Source organism: Halosimplex halophilum (assembly GCF_004698125.1).
Taxonomy (GTDB): domain Archaea; phylum Halobacteriota; class Halobacteria; order Halobacteriales; family Haloarculaceae; genus Halosimplex; species Halosimplex halophilum.
On sequence record NZ_ML214298.1, the window covers coordinates 233,909 to 251,255 of the forward strand.

General features: G+C 70.8%; 18 protein-coding genes. 14 read left to right on the forward strand and 4 right to left on the reverse strand.

Features of this window, described 5'->3' with window-relative positions; translation table 11 throughout:
• The first annotated feature begins 2 nt into the window (after window positions 1-2).
• The 4 genes from E3328_RS12320 to argF are packed head-to-tail and all read left to right on the forward strand — an operon-like array spanning window position 3 to window position 3,997.
• Window positions 3-887: an acetylglutamate/acetylaminoadipate kinase gene (locus E3328_RS12320; protein ID WP_135364940.1), complete on the forward strand. Its 885-nt coding sequence runs from the start codon at window positions 3-5 to the stop codon at window positions 885-887.
• Window positions 884-2,017: an aspartate aminotransferase family protein gene (locus E3328_RS12325; protein ID WP_135364941.1), complete on the forward strand. Its 1,134-nt coding sequence runs from the start codon at window positions 884-886 to the stop codon at window positions 2,015-2,017. The genes E3328_RS12320 and E3328_RS12325 overlap by 4 nt, the downstream gene beginning before the upstream one ends.
• On the forward strand, window positions 2,010-3,113 hold the full coding sequence (locus tag E3328_RS12330) for a [LysW]-lysine hydrolase (RefSeq protein WP_246023005.1): 1,104 nt from the start codon (window positions 2,010-2,012) through the stop codon (window positions 3,111-3,113). The genes E3328_RS12325 and E3328_RS12330 overlap by 8 nt, the downstream gene beginning before the upstream one ends.
• A complete protein-coding gene (gene argF / locus E3328_RS12335) occupies window positions 3,110-3,997 on the forward strand; it encodes an ornithine carbamoyltransferase (protein WP_135364942.1) in 888 nt (295 codons plus the stop codon). The genes E3328_RS12330 and argF overlap by 4 nt, the downstream gene beginning before the upstream one ends.
• A 312-nt stretch (window positions 3,998-4,309) precedes the next feature.
• Here argF and E3328_RS12340 read toward each other — a convergent pair whose 3' ends face one another.
• The gene (locus tag E3328_RS12340; protein ID WP_135364943.1) at window positions 4,310-4,795 is read right to left on the reverse strand and encodes a hypothetical protein; all 486 of its coding nucleotides are present in this window, start codon (window positions 4,793-4,795) and stop codon (window positions 4,310-4,312) included.
• Window positions 4,796-4,956: 161 nt separating this feature from the next.
• On the opposite strand from E3328_RS12340, the gene E3328_RS12345 reads away from it, so the two are divergent.
• The 6 genes from E3328_RS12345 (at window position 4,957) to E3328_RS12370 (ending at window position 9,507) form a co-directional block, all read left to right on the forward strand.
• The gene (locus E3328_RS12345; protein ID WP_135364944.1) at window positions 4,957-5,769 is read left to right on the forward strand and encodes a DUF5518 domain-containing protein; all 813 of its coding nucleotides are present in this window, start codon (window positions 4,957-4,959) and stop codon (window positions 5,767-5,769) included.
• Between the two features lie 165 nt (window positions 5,770-5,934).
• Window positions 5,935-6,216: a DUF5789 family protein gene (locus E3328_RS12350; RefSeq protein ID WP_135364945.1), complete on the forward strand. Its 282-nt coding sequence runs from the start codon at window positions 5,935-5,937 to the stop codon at window positions 6,214-6,216.
• A gap of 97 nt (window positions 6,217-6,313) precedes the next feature.
• Window positions 6,314-6,547: a DUF8001 family protein gene (locus E3328_RS12355; protein WP_135364946.1), complete on the forward strand. Its 234-nt coding sequence runs from the start codon at window positions 6,314-6,316 to the stop codon at window positions 6,545-6,547.
• An 82-nt stretch (window positions 6,548-6,629) separates the two neighbouring features.
• Window positions 6,630-7,019 carry a helix-turn-helix domain-containing protein gene (locus E3328_RS12360; protein ID WP_135364947.1) on the forward strand — a complete coding sequence of 130 codons (390 nt, stop codon included), beginning with the start codon at window positions 6,630-6,632 and terminating at the stop codon, window positions 7,017-7,019.
• Window positions 7,020-7,237: 218 nt separating this feature from the next.
• Window positions 7,238-7,894, forward strand: coding sequence for a hypothetical protein (locus E3328_RS12365; RefSeq protein ID WP_135364948.1), 657 nt, complete (start codon window positions 7,238-7,240; stop codon window positions 7,892-7,894).
• Between the two features lie 92 nt (window positions 7,895-7,986).
• The gene (locus E3328_RS12370) at window positions 7,987-9,507 is read left to right on the forward strand and encodes a carboxypeptidase M32 (RefSeq protein ID WP_135364949.1); all 1,521 of its coding nucleotides are present in this window, start codon (window positions 7,987-7,989) and stop codon (window positions 9,505-9,507) included.
• A gap of 22 nt (window positions 9,508-9,529) precedes the next feature.
• On the opposite strand, the gene E3328_RS12375 is transcribed toward E3328_RS12370, so the two are convergent.
• Complete coding sequence (locus E3328_RS12375; RefSeq protein ID WP_135364950.1) at window positions 9,530-10,135, reverse strand: YIP1 family protein; 606 nt, start codon at window positions 10,133-10,135, stop codon at window positions 9,530-9,532.
• Between the two features lie 137 nt (window positions 10,136-10,272).
• On the opposite strand from E3328_RS12375, the gene ubaA reads away from it, so the two are divergent.
• The 3 genes from ubaA to E3328_RS12390 all read left to right on the forward strand — a co-directional run bounded on the left by ubaA (window position 10,273) and on the right by E3328_RS12390 (window position 14,070).
• The gene (ubaA, locus tag E3328_RS12380) at window positions 10,273-11,088 is read left to right on the forward strand and encodes an SAMP-activating enzyme E1 (protein WP_135364951.1); all 816 of its coding nucleotides are present in this window, start codon (window positions 10,273-10,275) and stop codon (window positions 11,086-11,088) included.
• Between the two features lie 157 nt (window positions 11,089-11,245).
• Window positions 11,246-11,629 carry a DUF5658 family protein gene (locus E3328_RS12385; RefSeq protein ID WP_135364952.1) on the forward strand — a complete coding sequence of 128 codons (384 nt, stop codon included), beginning with the start codon at window positions 11,246-11,248 and terminating at the stop codon, window positions 11,627-11,629.
• A gap of 74 nt (window positions 11,630-11,703) precedes the next feature.
• Window positions 11,704-14,070 carry a xanthine dehydrogenase family protein molybdopterin-binding subunit gene (locus E3328_RS12390; RefSeq protein ID WP_135364953.1) on the forward strand — a complete coding sequence of 789 codons (2,367 nt, stop codon included), beginning with the start codon at window positions 11,704-11,706 and terminating at the stop codon, window positions 14,068-14,070.
• Window positions 14,071-14,121: 51 nt separating this feature from the next.
• Here E3328_RS12390 and E3328_RS12395 read toward each other — a convergent pair whose 3' ends face one another.
• Window positions 14,122-14,343 carry a DUF7535 family protein gene (locus E3328_RS12395; protein ID WP_135364954.1) on the reverse strand — a complete coding sequence of 74 codons (222 nt, stop codon included), beginning with the start codon at window positions 14,341-14,343 and terminating at the stop codon, window positions 14,122-14,124.
• A 101-nt stretch (window positions 14,344-14,444) separates the two neighbouring features.
• Here E3328_RS12395 and E3328_RS12400 point away from each other — a divergent pair, with 101 nt between their 5' ends.
• Window positions 14,445-16,304 (forward strand): ATP-binding protein, encoded by a 1,860-nt coding sequence (locus E3328_RS12400; RefSeq protein ID WP_135364955.1) that lies wholly within the window; start codon window positions 14,445-14,447, stop codon window positions 16,302-16,304.
• Window positions 16,305-16,353: 49 nt separating this feature from the next.
• Here E3328_RS12400 and E3328_RS12405 read toward each other — a convergent pair whose 3' ends face one another.
• On the reverse strand, window positions 16,354-17,346 hold the full coding sequence (locus tag E3328_RS12405; RefSeq protein ID WP_135364956.1) for a DUF7972 family membrane protein: 993 nt from the start codon (window positions 17,344-17,346) through the stop codon (window positions 16,354-16,356).
• Window position 17,347 lies beyond the last annotated feature (1 nt).

The window sequence follows — 17,347 nt, forward strand, 5'->3', positions numbered from 1 at the left end:
TCGTGACTACAGTCGTCAAGATCGGCGGCGCCCGCGCGGTCGACCCCGCGGGCGCCCTGGCGGACGTTGCATCGCTTACCGACGAGGACGAGGACGTCGCCGTGGTTCACGGCGGCTCCACGGCCGTCGACGAGACGCTCGAACGCCTCGGCATCGAACCGGAGTACGTCGAGACGCCGTCGGGCGTCGTCGGCCGGTTCACCGACGAGGACACCATGGAGGTGTTCGAGATGGTGTTCGGCCACCTCAACACGCAACTCGTCGCGGGGCTGCAGAGCCAGGGCGTCGACGCGGTGGGGCTGAACGGCGTCGACGGCAAACTGCTGTACGGCCCCCGCAAGTCCGCCGTGCGCGTCATGGACGACGGCAAGCGCAAGATCAAGCGGGGGGACCACTCGGGCACGATCAAGCAGGTCAATTCCGATCTGCTGGAGACGCTCTTTGCGGACGGCTACACTCCGGTCGCCAGCCCGCCGATGGCCGGCAAGGACGACGAGGAGATCGTGCCGGTCAACACCGACGCCGACCGCTCGGCTGCGCACATCGCCGGCGCCGTCGACGCGACGCTCGTCCTGCTGACGGACGTGGCGGGGATCTACGCGGACCCCGACGACCCCGACACCCTCATCGAGTCCGTCGAGACGGCCGACGAGTGGGCCGCCCTCGAGGACGCCGCCGAGGGCTTCATGGAGCGGAAGGTGATGGCGATCCAGGAGGCCATCGAGGGCGGTGCGGACGAGGTGGTCGTGGCGGACGCCAACGCCGACGACCCCATCCTGTCGGCGCTCGACGGCGGCGGCACGCACGTCTACGCGTCGGCGCTTTCCGATACTGCGGACGAGACGACTGCGGACGACAACGCGGACACGACGGAGGGAGACACATGAGCGGATTCGTCTTTTCGGAGAAACCGATCCAGATCGAGGAGGGAGACGGCACAGTCCTGTACGACGACGGCGGCACCGAGTACCTCGACTTCGGGGCCTCCTACGCCTGCGTCCCGCTGGGCCACGGCCACGAGGCGGTCCACGACGCCGTGACCGAGCAGTTCGAGAAGCTGACCTACGTGCAGGCCTCCTACCCCAACGCCGCGCGGACGGCGCTGTACGAGCGGCTCGCCGACACGGCGCCCGACCCCATCGACTACACGTGGCTCTGCAACTCGGGGACGGAGGCCAACGAGGCGGCGCTGAAGTTCGCCCGCTCGGCCACCGGCAACTCGAAGATCGTCGCGACGATGCAGGGGTTCCACGGCCGGACGATGGGGGCGCTGGCGACGACCTGGAAGAGCAAGTACAAGAAACCGTACGAGCCGCTGATGGGCGACGTGGAGTTCGTCCCCTACGACGACGGCGAGGAACTCGCCGAGGCCGTCGACGACGAGACCGCGGCCGTGATCGTCGAACCCGTGCAGGGCGAGGGCGGCATCAACCCCGCCTCCGCCGAGTTCCTCCAGCGGGCCCGCGAGGAGACCGAAGACGCCGGTGCGGCGCTGATATTCGACGAGGTGCAGACCGGCATGGGCCGGACCGGCACGCTGTGGGCGGCCGAGCAGTCCGGCGTCGTCCCGGACATGATCACCGCCGCGAAGGGCCTCGGGAACGGCTTCCCGGTCGGCGCGACGCTCTGTCGCGAGTGGATCGCCGACAACTACGGCAGCCACGCCTCGACGTTCTCGGGCGGTCCCGTCGTCTCCGCGGCGGCCGGCGCGACCGTCTCGACCATCGTCGAGGAGGACCTGCCGGGCCACGCCGGCGACGTGGGCGCGTACATGCAGGAGCGCCTGGAAGGGCGGATCGGCGACGACGTGCGCGAGGTGCGCGGCGAGGGGCTGATGGTCGGCGTCGAGGTCGGCCGCGGCGCCAACCGCGCGCTGAAGCAACTCGCGATGAACCACCAGGTGCTGGCGCTGCCCGCGGGCCGGACCGTCGTGCGGTTCCTCCCGCCGCTGACCGTCACCGAGGCGGAGGTCGACCAGGTGGTCGACGCCATGGCGGAGGTCGTCGGCGATGAGTGAGAGCGCCGGCGAGCAGGGCGGCGGTGGGGGCGACGGCGAGGAGCCGGCGCCCGACGTGCCCGTCGACGAGGAGGCCCGCGACCTCCTGGTCGACGTGGTCGACACCCCCTCCGTGACCGGTGAGGAGGCGGACGCCGCGCAGGTGCTCGTCGACTTCTTCGAGAGCCACGACCGCGAGGTGTGGGTCGACGACGTGGGCAACGTCCGCGCGCCGGCCGACGACAGCGTCCTCCTGACCTCCCACATCGACACCGTGCCGGGCGACATCCCGGTCCGCGTCGAGGAGAACGAGGCGGGCGAGGAAGAACTGTGGGGCCGCGGGAGCGTCGACGCGAAGGGCCCGCTCTGTTCGATGGCCGTCGCGGCCGTCCGCACCGGCGCCTCGTTCGTCGGCGTCGTCGGCGAGGAAGTTGACTCGCGGGGCGCCCGGTACCTCGTCGAGGACCGCGACGCCGAACCCGACGCCGTGGTCAACGGCGAGCCCTCGGGCTGGGACGGCATCACGCTCGGCTACCGCGGGCTGCTCGCGGGCACCTACGTCGCCACCTCGGAGTCGGGCCACTCCTCCCGGCCGGAGAACAACGCGATCCAGGACGCCATCGGCTGGTGGTCGGCCGTCGAGGAGGAGTTCGGCCACGACGAGTGGGTGCCCGTCTTCGAGCGCGTGACGGCCAAGCCCATCAGCTTCGAGGGCGGGATCACCGACGACGGGCTCTCCGTCGAGGCGACGGCCGACGTGCAGCTGCGCGTCCCGCCGGAGTACACCACCGAGGAGGTCCGCGAGATCGCCGACGGTCACCTCGCGAACGGGACGGTCCACTGGCACGACGCGGTCGAGCCGGTGATGATGAACCCCCGGACCGCGGCGGCCCGAGCCTTCCGCGCGGCGGTCCGGCAGGTCGGCGGCGACCCGCGGCTCCTGCGGAAGACCGGCACAAGTGATATGAACGTGTACGCACAGGAATGGGACTGTCCGATGGTGACCTACGGGCCCGGCGACTCGGATCTGGACCACGCCCCCGACGAGCACGTCTCGCTCGCCGAGTACGACCGCGCCGTGACCGTCCTCGAGACCGCGACGGAGCGACTACAATGAACTTCCTCGACGTCGACGACCTCACGACCGACGAACTGGCGGCCGTCCTCGACCGCGCGGCGGCGATCAAGGCCGACTACCGCGAGACCGGCGCGACGGATCTCCTGGACGGCCAGACACTCGGGATGATCTTCGAGAAGCCGTCGACGCGAACCCGGGTGTCCTTCGAGACGGGGATGACCCAGCTCGGCGGTCACGCCGTCTTCCTCGGTCCGGACGACATCGGCCTGCACGGCCGCGAGCCGGTGAAGGACATCGCGCGGGCGCTCGGTCGCTACGTCGACTTCGTGATGGCGCGCGTCTACGACCACGCCGACGTGGTCGAACTCGGCGAGTACGCCGAGGTCCCGGTCATCAACGCGCTGACCGACGACGCCCACCCCTGCCAGACGCTCGCGGATCTTCTGACCATCCGCGAGCACTTCGAGGACCCGACCGTCGCGTGGGTCGGCGACGGCAACAACGTCTGCCAGTCGTTCGTCCTCGGCGCGGCGATGTCCGGGCTCGACCTGACCGTCGCCACCCCCGAGGGCTACGGCGTCGACGAGGGCGTGCTGAAGCGCGCCGACGGGCTCGGGACTGCGCCGGCGACGACGACCGACCCCGAGGCCGCCATCGCCGACGCGGACGTGGTCTATACGGACGTGTGGGTCAGCATGGGCCAGGAGGACGAGCGCGCGGAGAAACTGGACGCGTTCGAGGGCTTCCAGATCACGCCCGAGTTGCTGGGCGACCGCGCGCTGATGCACTGCCTGCCCGCCCACCGCGGCGAGGAGGTCACCGACGCCGTCATCGAGAGCGACAACGCCATCGTCTGGGACCAGGCGGAGAACCGCCTGCACGCCCAGAAGGGCCTGCTGGCGTGGCTGGCCGATCAGGAGTAGCGATCGTCCGCGCGCCGAGGGCGCGCGGTTCTCCGGGCCGAGCGTAGCGAGGCCCGCTTTTTCGCCCACGTTTTTCGACGAGCGGTACCCGCAGCGAGCGGAGCGAGCGAGGATACCCGAGGAGAAAAAGGTGGTCCACGGAGGGGCTGTCGGCGTGGCTGGCCGATCAGGAGTAGCGATCGTCCGCGCGCCGAGGGCGCGCGGTTCTCCGGGCCGAGCGTAGCGAGGCCCGCTTTTTCCCCATCTTTTTGCGTCGGGGGTGCCCGCAGGGAGCGGAGCGACCGAGGACACCCCCGCACGGAAAAAGGTGGGTTAGGATCGCAGGAGGGTGAGCAGCTGCTTGCCGTCGCTGTCGAGTCCGGCGTAGGCGCCCCGGGAGTACGTCCGCGGTACGACGGTCTGGACGGCCCGGAAGAGTTCGCTGTAGAAGACCGCCGTCAGGCAGAACGACGCCGGACCGTCTCCGGCGCGGAACGCGACCAGTCCCAGCGACGCGGCGAGGAGGACCGTCACCGCCGGTCCGGCCGCGATGGAGACCGCTCGGACGCGCTTCGAGCGCGTCCCCTCCCGATCGCAGTAGCCGTAGGCGACGAGTTTCCGGACGCCATCGAACCCGGCTGTCACCGTCAGCGGGCCGAGCCGAACCGTCCGTCCCGAAGCGCTCCCGATCGAGACGTGTGCGCTGCCGCCCGCGAGCAGGACCGGCGCGGCGTGGGCGGCCTCGTGGAGGAAGAGCGCGGCGACGGCCCCGGCGAGGGCGACCGGGACGGCCAGCGCGTACGGTAGCACGCCGATCATACAAATGATGGTCAACGGATGGTTTTAAAGGTATTACTCACGCGAACGGAACGTCGTGTCACGAGCGCTCGCCTCCCTAAGCTCGGGTTATCGCCGGTAAGGCGCTTCGACCGGCGAGAACGATCTACGGTGGTCAAGGTGTCGACCGGCCAAGGTCTCGTATGGCCTCGACAGCAGCGAACGCGAGCGAGCGCGGAGCGGCGAGAGCGAGCGGGGAGCAGCGGGCGCGGCGGGTGGTCGACTGGGCGGTGCCGATACTGCTGGGGCTGTACGGGCTGGCGGTGGGCTTCGGCGGGGCGGCGCTGGCGGCGGCCGCCGACCGGGCGGTGATCGCCGAGCTGGTCGCCGAAGGGATGATCGTCTCCGACGTGTTCACGGACGCGGCGCTGGTGGACGTGAGCTTCGCGACGGCGCGCTGGAGCGGGATCGGCCTCGTCGCGACGGGGTTGCTGTCGTGGGCCGCGGCGCTGGCGTTCGTCGCGCATCGACGGCGCGAGCGCGCCCGCGAGAGCGGGACGGGACCCGACCCGACGTACGCGTGGACCGACGCGGCCGCCGGTGGCGTGGTGACGGCCGTCGCCTCGTTCCTGTTGCCGTTCGCGCCGATGCTCGGCGGGTTCGCGGGGGGATACCTCCACCGCAACGAGCGGACGAGCGCGACGCGGGTGGGCGCGCTGTCGGGGCTGCTGTCGGTGCTGCCGCTGGCGGTGGCGCTTCTGTTCGTGGCCGGGGGCGTCGCCGTCGGGGCCCTCCGGGTCGACGCCGTGGGCGTCGCGCTGCTGGTCGTCGGCGTCGTGCTCGTGTCGCTGCTGTTCGCGGCGCTGTTCTCGGGCGGGTTCGGCGCGCTCGGCGGCTATATCGGCGGCCAGCTCCGCGACCGCGACGCGGACGGACCCGACGAGTACGGCGGCGAGCGCGAGGAGGGCCGCGTCGGCGACGACAGACCCGACCGCGACGAGTCGACCGCCGACTGAGCGTTCCCCTCGCGGGCACGCCGGACCGACCGGCGACACCGGACTCTCCAGTTCTCCCGCGGCGCCGTCTACGTTCGTCCAGAAGGGTACCCCGATCGCGTGCGAGAGATTGACACTCACAAACCCTAATGATTTATAATGCAGTAGAATAATCGTGACGTACAGATGCGGATCACAGAGACGCGCCAGCTGTTCACGGAATCGTGCGAGTACCCGACTGACGCGGCGACGGTCGCCGACCGGGTCGGCGACGTGGAGATCGAGGCGCCGACCGGCGACACGACGACCGTCGAGACGGTGCTCGCGCGGTCGAACGTCCGAACCTACGAGTCGGCCGACGACGCGTACACGGCGCTGATGGGCAACCTCGACGACTCGTTCATCGGGCTGAAGTACTACGACGACCGCGGCGACAACCAGCCCCACCCCCACCGCAACTGGCACTGAGCCCGGTTGCGAGTGCCCGGTCGTGGCGGTCGCGCGTGTGCGACCGTCGCGCGGCCGGAGCGAACACTGATTATCGCGGCGGTCGAACCGGGCGGTGATGGCCGACCCGCCCGTCGTCGACGCCGGCGCGCTGGACGCCGACGAGCTGCTCGACCGGATCAAATCGGAGGGGCGCGTCCGCGTCCGGACGGAGTTTCTCGACGCCGAACACGAGGTGACGCTCCGCTGGGACGGCGAGACCTTCTACTGCGACACGCCGACGCGGCTGCACAAACACGACTCGGAGTCGGCGATGCGGACCTGTCTCGTCGAGCAGGGCTACGGCCGCTGACCGTGCGGCGTGGGGGCGGTCGCGCGGCAGGGTCGGGTGACCGCCTCCGTTTAAGCGGCGGGGGGACCTACGGCCCGATACCATGGTCGAGGCGGACCCTTCGCCCGAGCGGTTTCGGGAGCTGATGCTCGACGAGCAGCCGGGCTTCGAGGACGTGCTCGCCTGCGTCTTCAACGTCCAGGAACACGAGGTGCGGACGTTCCTGACCCTCCAGGATCACCCCGGGAGCACCGTCGCCGAGCTGGCCGACCAGCTCGAACGCGACCGCAGCAACGTCAACCGCTCGCTGTCGACGCTGCGCGAGAAGGGGCTGGCCGAGCGCGAGCGCCGGCTGCTGGACGGCGGGGGCCACGTCTACCAGTACTCCGCGACGCCGCTGCCCGAGGCCCGCGAGCTGATGCACGAGACGCTCGACGAGTGGACCGCCTACGTCCACGACCGCATCGACGAGTTCGGCGAGGAGGATCTCTGACCGGTCGGGTTCGTCGGCGTGTCCGCCGGCTCCGGTACAGCGAGTGCGGACGCCCGGGGCCGCGATCCGGGCCGCGGTACGGTCGTGCTGGCAGCGACCCGCGGACAGACCACCGTGGTGGCGTCGGGACCGGCGACGTGGTTCACTCCGAGCTGCGAGGGGCCGAGAGCCGACACCGACCGCCGCCGTTTTCACGGCCGCGCCGGAGACGCCTGTCGATGACGACCAGGGCCGAACTGCAGGACCTCTGTGTCGACGCCGCCGAGGAGCTGCTGACGGAGCCGGCGGTCGACCGGACGCTCTCCGAGTGGATCGCCGCCCGGGAGTTCCCCTGCACCGGCGTCGAGGCCGGTGCCGACGTCGAGTTCCGAACGGATCTCGGCATCCGGCCGGACGCGGCGTCCGGGGAGTTTCGCCCGGCGGCGGCGGCGACACGCGCCGATGTCGCGGTCTGGTTCACGACGGGGCGGACCTACGACGAAGTCGGTGACGGGGTGGCGATGACCGCCGGCGAGGAGCCCCGAGATGTCGCGGTCAGGCTCCCGGTCTTCGTCGCGGAAGTGATGGGCGACGACTTCACGCAGTACCACGCGCTGTCGACGAGCGAGATGGAGTTCGACGAGGCGGACTCGCCGCACATCTGCCGGACGAAGTTGCCGTCTCTCAGGTGTCGGCTCCCGGGGGAAGTCGGCGACCAGGGACTGCTGTTCGTCAGCGACTACGAGGTCGAACTCGTGCCGGCCAGGGCGAACGCGAACCGGGTCGCCTCCGACGACGACATCCCCGACGACGCGTTTCGGGAGAGCGTCCAGGTGCATCTCGCTGGCGTCCTCGAACAGTTGACGGGCGACGACGTCTACCGCCACCTGTCGTGACCGCCGGCCGCGATCGAGGGGCGGACCGCCGCCCGCCGAGGCGGCGGTGGCGAAGGATGGCATTGATACGGTATCGGCCGCAATCGTGGGGTATGTCGACGGAATCCCCCGACTCGGAGTCGGAGTCCGCGCCCGAGCCCTACCCGGCCTTCGAGGAGCACGTCAAACAGCTGACCTACCTCAACGACGCCGGCGGGGTGCTGGGCTGGGACCAGCAGGTGACGATGCCCGAGGGCGGGACGCCCGCCCGGTCGAAGCAGTCCTCGGCGCTGTCGGCGGTCACCCACGAGAAGCTGACCGACGAGCGGGTCGGCGAGTGGCTGGACGCACTCGACGACGCCGACCTCTCGGGGGACCGGCGGGCGGTCGTCCGCGAGGTCCGCCGCGAGCACGAGCGGGCCGTCGAGGTGCCCGAGGACCTCGTGACCGAGATCTCCGAGACGGCCTCGAACGCGCTGCCGGTCTGGGAGGAGGCCAAGGCCGAGGACGACTTCGACTCGTTCGCGCCCACGCTGGAGAAGATGGTCGAACTCAAGCGCGACTACGCCGAGGCCATCGACCCGGACCGGGACCCCTACGAGGTGCTGTTCGAGGAGTACGAGCCCTACCTGGGGCTGGACACCGCCGAGCGAGTCTTGGAGCGGCTGCGCGACGAGCTCGTCCCGCTGATCGAGGCGATCGAGGACAGCGACGCGGACCTGGCGGACCCCTTCGCCGACGGCGAGTACGACGAGGACGCCCAGGAGGAGACGGTCCGGGCGGCGCTGGACCACCTCGGCTACGACTGGGAGCGCGGGCGGCTCGACACCGCGCCGCACCCGTTCTCGACGGGGACGCAGTTCGACGCCCGGGTGACCACGCGGTTCGACCCCGAGGACCCCATGGGCGCCATCGGCTCGACCATCCACGAGTTCGGCCACGCCACCTACACCCAGGGCCTTCCGCAGGAGCACTACGGGACGCCGCTGGGCCAGTCCCGTGACCTGACGGTCCACGAGTCCCAGTCCCGGCTCTGGGAGAACCACGTCGGCCGCTCGCGACCCTTCTGGGACGACTTCGCCGACACGGTGAACGAGAACCTCGGCACCGACGCCTCCCCGCGCGAGTTCTACCAGGCCGCCAACCAGATCTACCCGGACAACCTGATCCGGGTGGAGGCGGACGAACTCACCTACCACATGCACATCATCCTCCGGTTCGAGATCGAGCGGGACCTGGTCTCGGGCGACCTCGACGTCGAGGAGGTGCCGGGCGTGTGGAACGACAAGATGGAGGAGTACCTCGGCGTGCGCCCGGAGACCGACAGCGAGGGCTGTCTCCAGGACATCCACTGGACTCACGGCTCGCTGGGCTACTTCCCGACGTACTCGCTGGGCAGCGTCCTCGCCGCCCAGCTGTACGCCAGCGCCGAGGACGCCATCGAGGACCTCGACGGGAAAGTACGGAGCGGCGAGTTCGACCCGCTGCACGAGTGGCTCACCGAGAACGTCCACCGCCACGGCTGCCGCTACGAGACCGACGATCTGGTCCGCGAGGCGACCGGCGAGGGGTTCACCGCCGACTACTTCCTCGACTACGCGACCGGGAAGTTCGGCGATCTGTACGACCTCTGAGCGGCGGACAGGAGCGCGCCGCTCACACCAGGTTCAGCAGGAAGCCGAGGATTCCGACGCCGAAGGCGAGCGCGAGCATCTTCCCGGCCGGGAGGTCGTGGGCGACGGCGAGGCCGTAGCCCTGGATCGCGGCCTTCCAGAGCGCCCCGACGAGGCTGGAGACCAGCAGGACGGGCGAACTGAACGAGGCCGCCCGCTCGAAGAAGTCGACGAACGCCTGGGGATCGCTCGGGGCCTGCCCGAGCAGGCTGATCAGCCCGACGGTGGTCACGGGGAGCAGGACGATCCCGGCGACCTCGGCCTCGCCGGTGACCGCGAGGGTGGTCCCGAACGACCGCTGGCCGCCGGCGAACCACACGAACAGGTGCAACAGGGCGGCCAGCAGCAGCCACCCGACGAAGATGGCGACGAAGGTACCGACGATCGCCCCCCCCAGGGCGCTCTGGACCTGGGCTTTCTCCTGGGGCGGGGCGTCGACGTGGGCGATCACGCGCTGGAGGAACAGCCACATCGCGACGGCGGTCCCGACTGCCTGGACCCCGACGACGGCGAACGCCACGGTCATCGAGGGCCGGTCGTAGCGGTCGAAGTACTCGGAGGGGCGAACGAGCGGGGTGGAGGGCGCCATACTCGGCGGTGTCACGTGTGGCTGGTAAGTCTTCTGCCCCGGCAGATCGCCCGGGCTGTGAGACGCGCCTCCCGTCGTCCTCCAGCCGCGCGCCCGGGAGCGGACCGCTTAACCCGCTCGGTCCGGTAGACGCGGGTATGGCAGGGCCGGATCTCGACCCGGAGCAGCTCGACCGCTACTCCCGGCACATCATCATGGACGAGGTGGGGCCGGAGGGGCAGGCGAACCTGCTGGACGCCGCGGTACTGGTCGTCGGCGCCGGCGGGCTGGGCTCGCCCGTCCTCCAGTACCTCGCCGCCGCGGGGGTCGGCCGCATCGGGATCGCCGACCACGACACCGTCGAGCGCTCGAACCTCCAGCGCCAGGTCGTCCACGGCGACGCCGACGTGGGCCGTCCCAAAGTGGAGAGCGCCGCCGAGTTCGTCCACGAGTTGAACCCCGACGTGACCGTCGAACCCCGCGAGGTCGCCGTCTCGCCGGAGACCGTCGCGGACCTCGTGGAGGGCTACGACTTCGTCGTCGACGCCTCCGACAACTTCCCGACCCGCTTTCTCGTCAACGACTACTGCACGCTCGCGGGCGTCCCCTTCTCACACGGCGCCATCTACCGCTTCGAGGGGCAGGTGACCTCCTTCACCGGCGACGGGCCGTGTTACCGCTGTCTGTTCCCCGAGGCGCCCCCCGAGGGCGCCGTCCCCGACTGCGCGACGACGGGCGTGCTGGGCGTCCTCCCGGGGACGGTCGGCGCGATCCAGGCCACCGAGACGGTCAAGCACTTCGTCGGCGTCGGCGAGTCGCTGGACGGCCGGATGGTCGTCTACGACGCCGCCGACATGTCCTTCGAGGAGGTGACCGTCCGGCCGAACCCGTCGTGTCCGGTCTGCGGCGACGACCCCATCGACTCCGTCGACGACGTGGAGTACGCCGACAGCTGCGCCGTCCCCGCGGACTGAGCGCGATCCGGCCCCACCCCCCGCCCGACTCGGTACCACGCGATCCGGCCCGTCCGATCACGTCACCGATTCTGAATCTCAGTGATGATACTCCATCGCGAGGATTTATGAGCGAGTATTCGAGAGTGGCGGGTAGAGCGCGGGTCGCTCCGGAACGATGTCAGAGGCAGAGACGATCGGCGAGGCGCTCGACCTCTCGGCGGTCCGGCTGGAGATGCCGGGCTACGTCGAGCTGGTGCTCTCGCTGGTGATAATCTGGGGGTTCGGCGACGCCGCGTCGACGCTGGTGGCGGCCGCCTTCGCCGGCCCCTCGCTGGAGGCCAACCCGTGGATCCGCCTGTTGCTGGTCCACCACCCGCTGTCGGTGGTCGCGCTGAAGGCCGCCGTCGTGCTGTACGCCGGCGTCGTCCTGCTGGAGTGTCGGTCCGTCGTCGAGCGCGTCCCGGGCTGGCGCGCCTGGTTCCTGGGTGTCATCGGCCTCGGGACCGCGGTGGTGGTGACCAACGTCTACGTCGGTCTCGCCGCCGTCGCCGCGGCGTGAGCGGGCGGCGCCCGCCCGCGTCGCCGCCCGGGACCGGGACAACAGTTTAGCCGCTGTCGCCGGATGGGATCGGCATGACCGACGACGCGCGGACGGGTCCACCGACGGAGACGACCGCGGCCGACGATCCAGGCGACGACCCCGACGACGCCGAGCGGCTCGTCGGCGAGGGCGTCGACCGCCGGGAGGACGCCGCCCTGCTGACCGGAAACGCGACCTTCACCGACGACATCGACCACCCGGACCTGGCCTCCCTCACCTTCGTCCGGAGCGACGCGGCCCACGCCACCGTCGAGGCCGTCGACACCGACGCGGCCGAGTCGATGGAGGGCGTCCTGGCGGTCTACACCTGGGCGGACGTGGCCGCCTCCGAAATTCCGGGGGTGCTCCCGGTCTCGACGCACGGGCTGGACTGCGACCTGCCGGGCCACCCGGTGTTCGCCCGCGACCGGGTCCGCTACCAGGGCCAGCCGGTCGCCGCGGTCGTCGCCGAGGACCGCTACCGCGCCCGCGACGCCGCCGACGCCGTCGAAGTCACGTACGACGAACGGGACGCCGTCGTCGACCAGCGCGAGGCCCAGGGGTCGGACGCCCCGACGCTCTACGACGGCGCCCCCGACAACGTCGCCGCTACATCGGAACTCGGCGACCGCGAGGCGACCGACGCCGCGCTGGCCGACGCCGACCACACCGTCGAGATCGACCTGACGAATAACCGGCTGATCCCGAACGCCCTCGAACCGCGGGCGGCGGTCGCCCGCTGGGACGCCGGCGACGGGCGGCTGACCGTCGAGCTGACCAGCCAGTCGCCCCACGGCCACCGCGGGAAGCTCTCGACCACCCTCGGCCTCCCCGAGAGCGACATCCGGGTCGTCGCGCCCTCCGTCGGCGGCGGCTTCGGCCACAAGGGTCACCACCACCCCGGCGAGGCCGCCGCCGCCGTCGCCGCGATGGACACCGGGCGGCCGGTCAAGTGGACCGCGACCAGGAGCGAGAACTACCTCGCGGGCGCCCACGGCCGAGACCACCGCACGACCGCCGAGATCGGCGTCGACGACGACGGAACTATTCGAGCGCTGCGCGTCGAGACCGACGCCAACGTCGGCGCCTACGGCCTCGGCGGCAGCCTCGGGATGCCCGGCTGGTACGGCTCGCTGCTCTCCAGCCAGTACGCCGTTCCCGCCATCTTCTGCGAGACCCGCGCGGTCTTCACGAACACGACGCCGATCCACTCCTACCGCGGCGCGGGCCGTCCCGAGGCCGTCTACGTCGCCGAACGGCTCGTCGGCGCCGCCGCGCGGGAACTCGGCTTCGACCCCGCCGAGCTGCGCCGGCGCAACCAGATCGCGGAGTTCCCCCACGAGACGGCCGTGGGCGCCACCTACGACAGCGGCGACTACGAACTGGGGCTCGACGAGGCGCTCGACGCCGCCGGCTGGGCGGACCTGCGCGACCGGCCGGACCGCGACGACGACGGTCGCTACCTCGGCGTCGGCCTGGCCTGCTACGTCGAGTCGACGGGCGGCGGCATGGAGAGCGGGGTCGTCCGCGCCCACCCGGACGGCACCGTCACCGTCTCCGCCGGGACCCACTCCCACGGCCAGGGCCACGGGACGACGTACGCCCAGATCGTCGCGGACGAACTCGGCGTCGACTACGACGACATCGACGTGCGGGAGGGCGACTCCGACGCCGTCCCGCAGGGCACCGGCACCTTCGGCAGCCGCTCGACCATCACCGGCGGCAACGCCGTCGCCGAGAGCGCCCGCGCCGTCCGCGAGAAGGCCCGCGCGTTCGCCGCGAACCTGCTCGACGCGCCCGCCGATGCAGTGACCTACGACGACGGCGAGTTCGCGGCGCCCGACCACACCGACGAGACGCGCACCTTCGCCGACGTGGCGGAGGCGGCCTACGGCTGGGGCGTCCCCGACGGGATGGACCCCGGGCTCGAAGCGACCACGTTCTTCGAGCAGGACGAGACCGCATACACCTTCGGCACGCACGTCGCCGCCGTCGCCGTCGATCCGGAGACCGGCGCCGTCGACATCGAGCGCTACGTCGCCCTGGACGACTGCGGCGAGCGGATCAACCCCACCATCGTCGAGGGCCAGGTCGAGGGCGGCGTCGCCCAGGGGGTCGGCCAGGCGCGCTACGAGGCGGCGGTCTACGCCGACGACGGCCGTCTCGAAACGGATTCGATGCTCGACTACGCCGTCCCGCGGTCGTTCCACGTCCCCGAGGTCGAGACCGAGGCGACGGTCACGCCCAGCCCCACCAACGACCTGGGCGTCAAGGGGATCGGCGAGGCCGGCACCATCGCCGCGCCGCCCGCCGTCGTCAACGCCGTCTGCGACGCGCTCGACCCGCTGGGGATCGGCCACGTCGACATGCCGCTGACCGGCGAGCGCGTCCGGGCGGCGGTCCGCGAGACCGAGGAGTAGGTCGCGGGCGCGGGGGTCCCGTACCGCGCGACGGTAGCGGGCTCGCCGCGGTCACGACCCCCGCTGTCGCGCGAGGAAGTCGAGCGCCTTCGAGAGCAGCCAGACGATCGCGAGGAAGGGCAACAGCGGGACCAGCAGGATCACGAGCCCGAGAAAGAGCGCCCAGCCGATCGAGTCCATCTCCGCGTCGGGCCGGGCCTTCGGGCCCGGCGTGACCGTCCGGAGGACCTTCCGCGGCGCGCTCAGTTCCTGCCGATCGGTGGAGTCGCTCATGGGTTCCTGTAGGACGCGCGAAAGGATAAACCCGCTGCCGGGGTCCGGGCAGGGGTCGCCGGTGGGAAACACCCATGCCCTCGCAGTACGAGGTGGCGGGTATGTCCGATCTCGGGGATTTCACTGACTTCGACGGGAGCGACGAGGACGAGGGCGACGCGGGCGGGGCGGCCACGGACGCCGATTCCGGGACCGAAACCGACGCGTCGGCGTCCGACCCGACCGGCGCCGACACGTTCGACGCGGGCGAGGCCGACGACGACTTCGAGGCGATGGACGTGACGCCCGCCGGCGAGGACCGCGGCGTCGGCGTCGTCTCCGCGACCGAGGGGCTGCGCATCAGCGAGGACGGCGAGGAGACGGAACTGCGGGCGTACGTCACCGTCGAGAACCGCTCTGACGTGCGGATCGGCAAGTACCTGCTGATCCCCTACCAGGACGACGAGCGTCTCTTCTGCCGGATCACCGCCCTGGAGTACGCCCAGGAGTTCCGCGCCGACGACGCTACCGAGATCCACGCCCGCCGCGCGATGCGACGGGGCGACATCGACGAACAGGACTTCAAGTTCGTCGCCACGCTCGACCCCGTCGCGGTCCTCTATTCGGAGGACGGCGAACTCAAACGGCGGATGACCGACCGCGTGCCCAAGCCCGAGACCGTCGTCCGGGAGGCGACCGACAAGTCCGAGATCAAGACCGGCCTCAAGATCCCCGAGGACGGCGTCTTCCTCGGCCACCTCTCCGTGGGGGGCGAGAAGGTGAAGACCGCCGCCGACCCGCCCCACATCGACTACCGGCTGAAAGACGACTACGGGGACGGCGACCCGCTGGTCTTCCGGCACACGCTCGTCGCCGGCGGCACGGGCTCGGGCAAGACCCACAGCGCCAAGAACGTCCTCCGACAGTACCTCGCCGACGACCGGACCTACCCCGTCGAAGACGGTGCTCGGGACGTGTCGCCCGGGCTCGTGATGTTCGACCCGCAGGACGAGTACGCCCAGATGCACGACGACAACCCCGACCTCGACGCCGAGTTCGAACGCCGGCTGGAACGGGAGGGCATCGCCCACGGCGGGGTCGACGACACCATCGCCTTCGTCCCGAAGGTCCAGGGGGCGTCCTACGCGACCGGCGACCACCGCGCCGAGCAGGTCGAGTTCACCATCCCCTTCTCGATGGTCCAGGACAACCCCTGGCTCATCGCCGGCTCCAGTCTGAACGGCAACCAGTACAACGCCCTCCAGCTGCTTCTCAATCGCTTCTCCCGCGACTACGGCCCCGACGGGACCTACCAGCAATTTAAAACGTTCATGGACGACCCGGCGCTGCGGGAGGAACTCGACGAGACGGGGCGGGTCCACGAGGCCACGTTCAACGCGGTCAAGCGCCGCGCGCTGGGCTTCGACGGCATCTTCGACCAGGACGCCCGCCCGATCACCGAGCGGGTCCACGAGTTCGTCCGCGCGGGCGGGATCTCCGTCGTCCCGACCTACCACATCAACAACTCCCGGACCACGGTGACCGTGGTCCTCGCGCTGGCGGCGCTCATCGTGGACCAGAAACTCTCGAACGACCCCGACTACGAGCGCATCAAGAACACGCCGCTCGTCCTGGGGCTCGACGAGGCACACAACTTCCTCTCCGAGGTGGACAGCGTCCAGGGCGAGCAGATCATCGGCAAGTTCACCGAGGCCGCCAAACAGGGCCGCAAGGAGCGACTGGGGCTCTTTCTCATCACCCAGGACCCGCAGGACATCGCCGACCCCGTGTTCAAGCAGATCAACACGACGGTCGTCCTCAACCTCGGCGACGACGACGCCATCTCGGCGGTGAACATCCCCGCCAACCTGGAGCAGAAGGTCCCCTACATGGAGAAGGGCCAGAAGGTCGTCTACTCGCCGGACAACTCCGAACCGGTCGAGCTGATCGGTCTCCCGAAGTGCCTGACCAACCACGAGTGACGGCGCGCGGCGGCGGGCAGGGATGCGCGACGGGAGCGCGCGCCCGGGTTCACTTCTCCTGGGCGGGCGCGGTGAACGGCAGCGTCGCGGCGGTCCGCCGAGTGACCGTCGCGGTCCGGAGGATGAACGCGAAGAGGACCGCCAGCGGGAGGAGACCGACGGCGACCGTCGCGGCGACGAGCACGGGCAGGAACTGCGGGGGGACCGTGGCGCCGTCCCGCGTGGTGAACAGGAACAACGCGGCGGCGACGGCGACGATCGACGGCAGTCCGGTGTAGAACAGCAGCCGCGACAGCGCGGCGAGCTCGTTCTGGAGGTAGATCGCCTTGAAGTACTGCCGCGCGATGTCGATGTCCTGGAGCCGCTCGATGAGGCGGTCGATCCCGTCGGCGACGTGGTCCGGGAGGTCCTCGCCTCCCTCCCACTGCACGCGGCGCAGCCGGTTGATGTCGCGGGCGTAGTTGGTCGTCAGCGTCATCGAGAGGACGTGGAAGGTCGACGCGGACCCGCCCCGCAGGAGGCCGTCGACGCGGTCGGCGTGGTCGGTCACGTCGTCGACGACGGCCCGGATCTCGGCCTCCGGGCGGTCCCCGAGTTCCGTAGAGGAGAGCCCGCCGAGCCGCTGGGCCTCCTGGCGCGTGTTCTCGTAGAGGAGCCGGAGGAACCCGAGCGGCTCGACCGGCGCCACCTGGCCGGCCGCGTCCTCGACGCCCCGGCGGTAGTCGACGACGCCGTCGATCTGCGACCGCAGCTCGTTGGGGGTCTGTAACTCCCGGGAGAGCAACAGCTGGTTGATCGAGACGACGACGGTGATGATCGTCATGTTGCCGCTCACAAGCGACCCGAACACGTAGAACAGCGGCTGTCGCTCGTCGAGCGGGCTCAGCGGCGACAGCGCGGCCGCGGTCAGCGCGAGGAAGGCGGCCGCCGCGACGAGGGCGGCGACGACGACCCGCCGGCCGTCGAGCAGGAACCACTCCTTCAGCGGTGCGACCGGCGAGCGAGCGCGGCCGCTCCCGGTTGTCTTTCCCCTGGAGGCCATC

Bases quoted from the DNA above. Each gene is read 5' to 3' on its own strand.
- E3328_RS12355 (WP_135364946.1), top strand. From the start codon at position 6,314: ATGGCCGACCCGCCCGTCGTCGACGCCGGCGCGCTGGACGCCGACGAG.
- E3328_RS12405 (WP_135364956.1), bottom strand. From the start codon at position 17,346: ATGGCCTCCAGGGGAAAGACAACCGGGAGCGGCCGCGCTCGCTCGCCG.
- E3328_RS12385 (WP_135364952.1), top strand. From the start codon at position 11,246: ATGTCAGAGGCAGAGACGATCGGCGAGGCGCTCGACCTCTCGGCGGTC.
- E3328_RS12375 (WP_135364950.1), bottom strand. From the start codon at position 10,135: ATGGCGCCCTCCACCCCGCTCGTTCGCCCCTCCGAGTACTTCGACCGC.
- E3328_RS12325 (WP_135364941.1), top strand. From the start codon at position 884: ATGAGCGGATTCGTCTTTTCGGAGAAACCGATCCAGATCGAGGAGGGA.
- E3328_RS12330 (WP_246023005.1), top strand. From the start codon at position 2,010: ATGAGTGAGAGCGCCGGCGAGCAGGGCGGCGGTGGGGGCGACGGCGAG.
- ubaA (WP_135364951.1), top strand. From the start codon at position 10,273: ATGGCAGGGCCGGATCTCGACCCGGAGCAGCTCGACCGCTACTCCCGG.
- E3328_RS12395 (WP_135364954.1), bottom strand. From the start codon at position 14,343: ATGAGCGACTCCACCGATCGGCAGGAACTGAGCGCGCCGCGGAAGGTC.
- E3328_RS12390 (WP_135364953.1), top strand. From the start codon at position 11,704: ATGACCGACGACGCGCGGACGGGTCCACCGACGGAGACGACCGCGGCC.
- E3328_RS12365 (WP_135364948.1), top strand. From the start codon at position 7,238: ATGACGACCAGGGCCGAACTGCAGGACCTCTGTGTCGACGCCGCCGAG.
- E3328_RS12345 (WP_135364944.1), top strand. From the start codon at position 4,957: ATGGCCTCGACAGCAGCGAACGCGAGCGAGCGCGGAGCGGCGAGAGCG.
- E3328_RS12340 (WP_135364943.1), bottom strand. From the start codon at position 4,795: ATGATCGGCGTGCTACCGTACGCGCTGGCCGTCCCGGTCGCCCTCGCC.
- E3328_RS12400 (WP_135364955.1), top strand. From the start codon at position 14,445: ATGTCCGATCTCGGGGATTTCACTGACTTCGACGGGAGCGACGAGGAC.
- E3328_RS12360 (WP_135364947.1), top strand. From the start codon at position 6,630: ATGGTCGAGGCGGACCCTTCGCCCGAGCGGTTTCGGGAGCTGATGCTC.
- E3328_RS12350 (WP_135364945.1), top strand. From the start codon at position 5,935: ATGCGGATCACAGAGACGCGCCAGCTGTTCACGGAATCGTGCGAGTAC.
- argF (WP_135364942.1), top strand. From the start codon at position 3,110: ATGAACTTCCTCGACGTCGACGACCTCACGACCGACGAACTGGCGGCC.
- E3328_RS12370 (WP_135364949.1), top strand. From the start codon at position 7,987: ATGTCGACGGAATCCCCCGACTCGGAGTCGGAGTCCGCGCCCGAGCCC.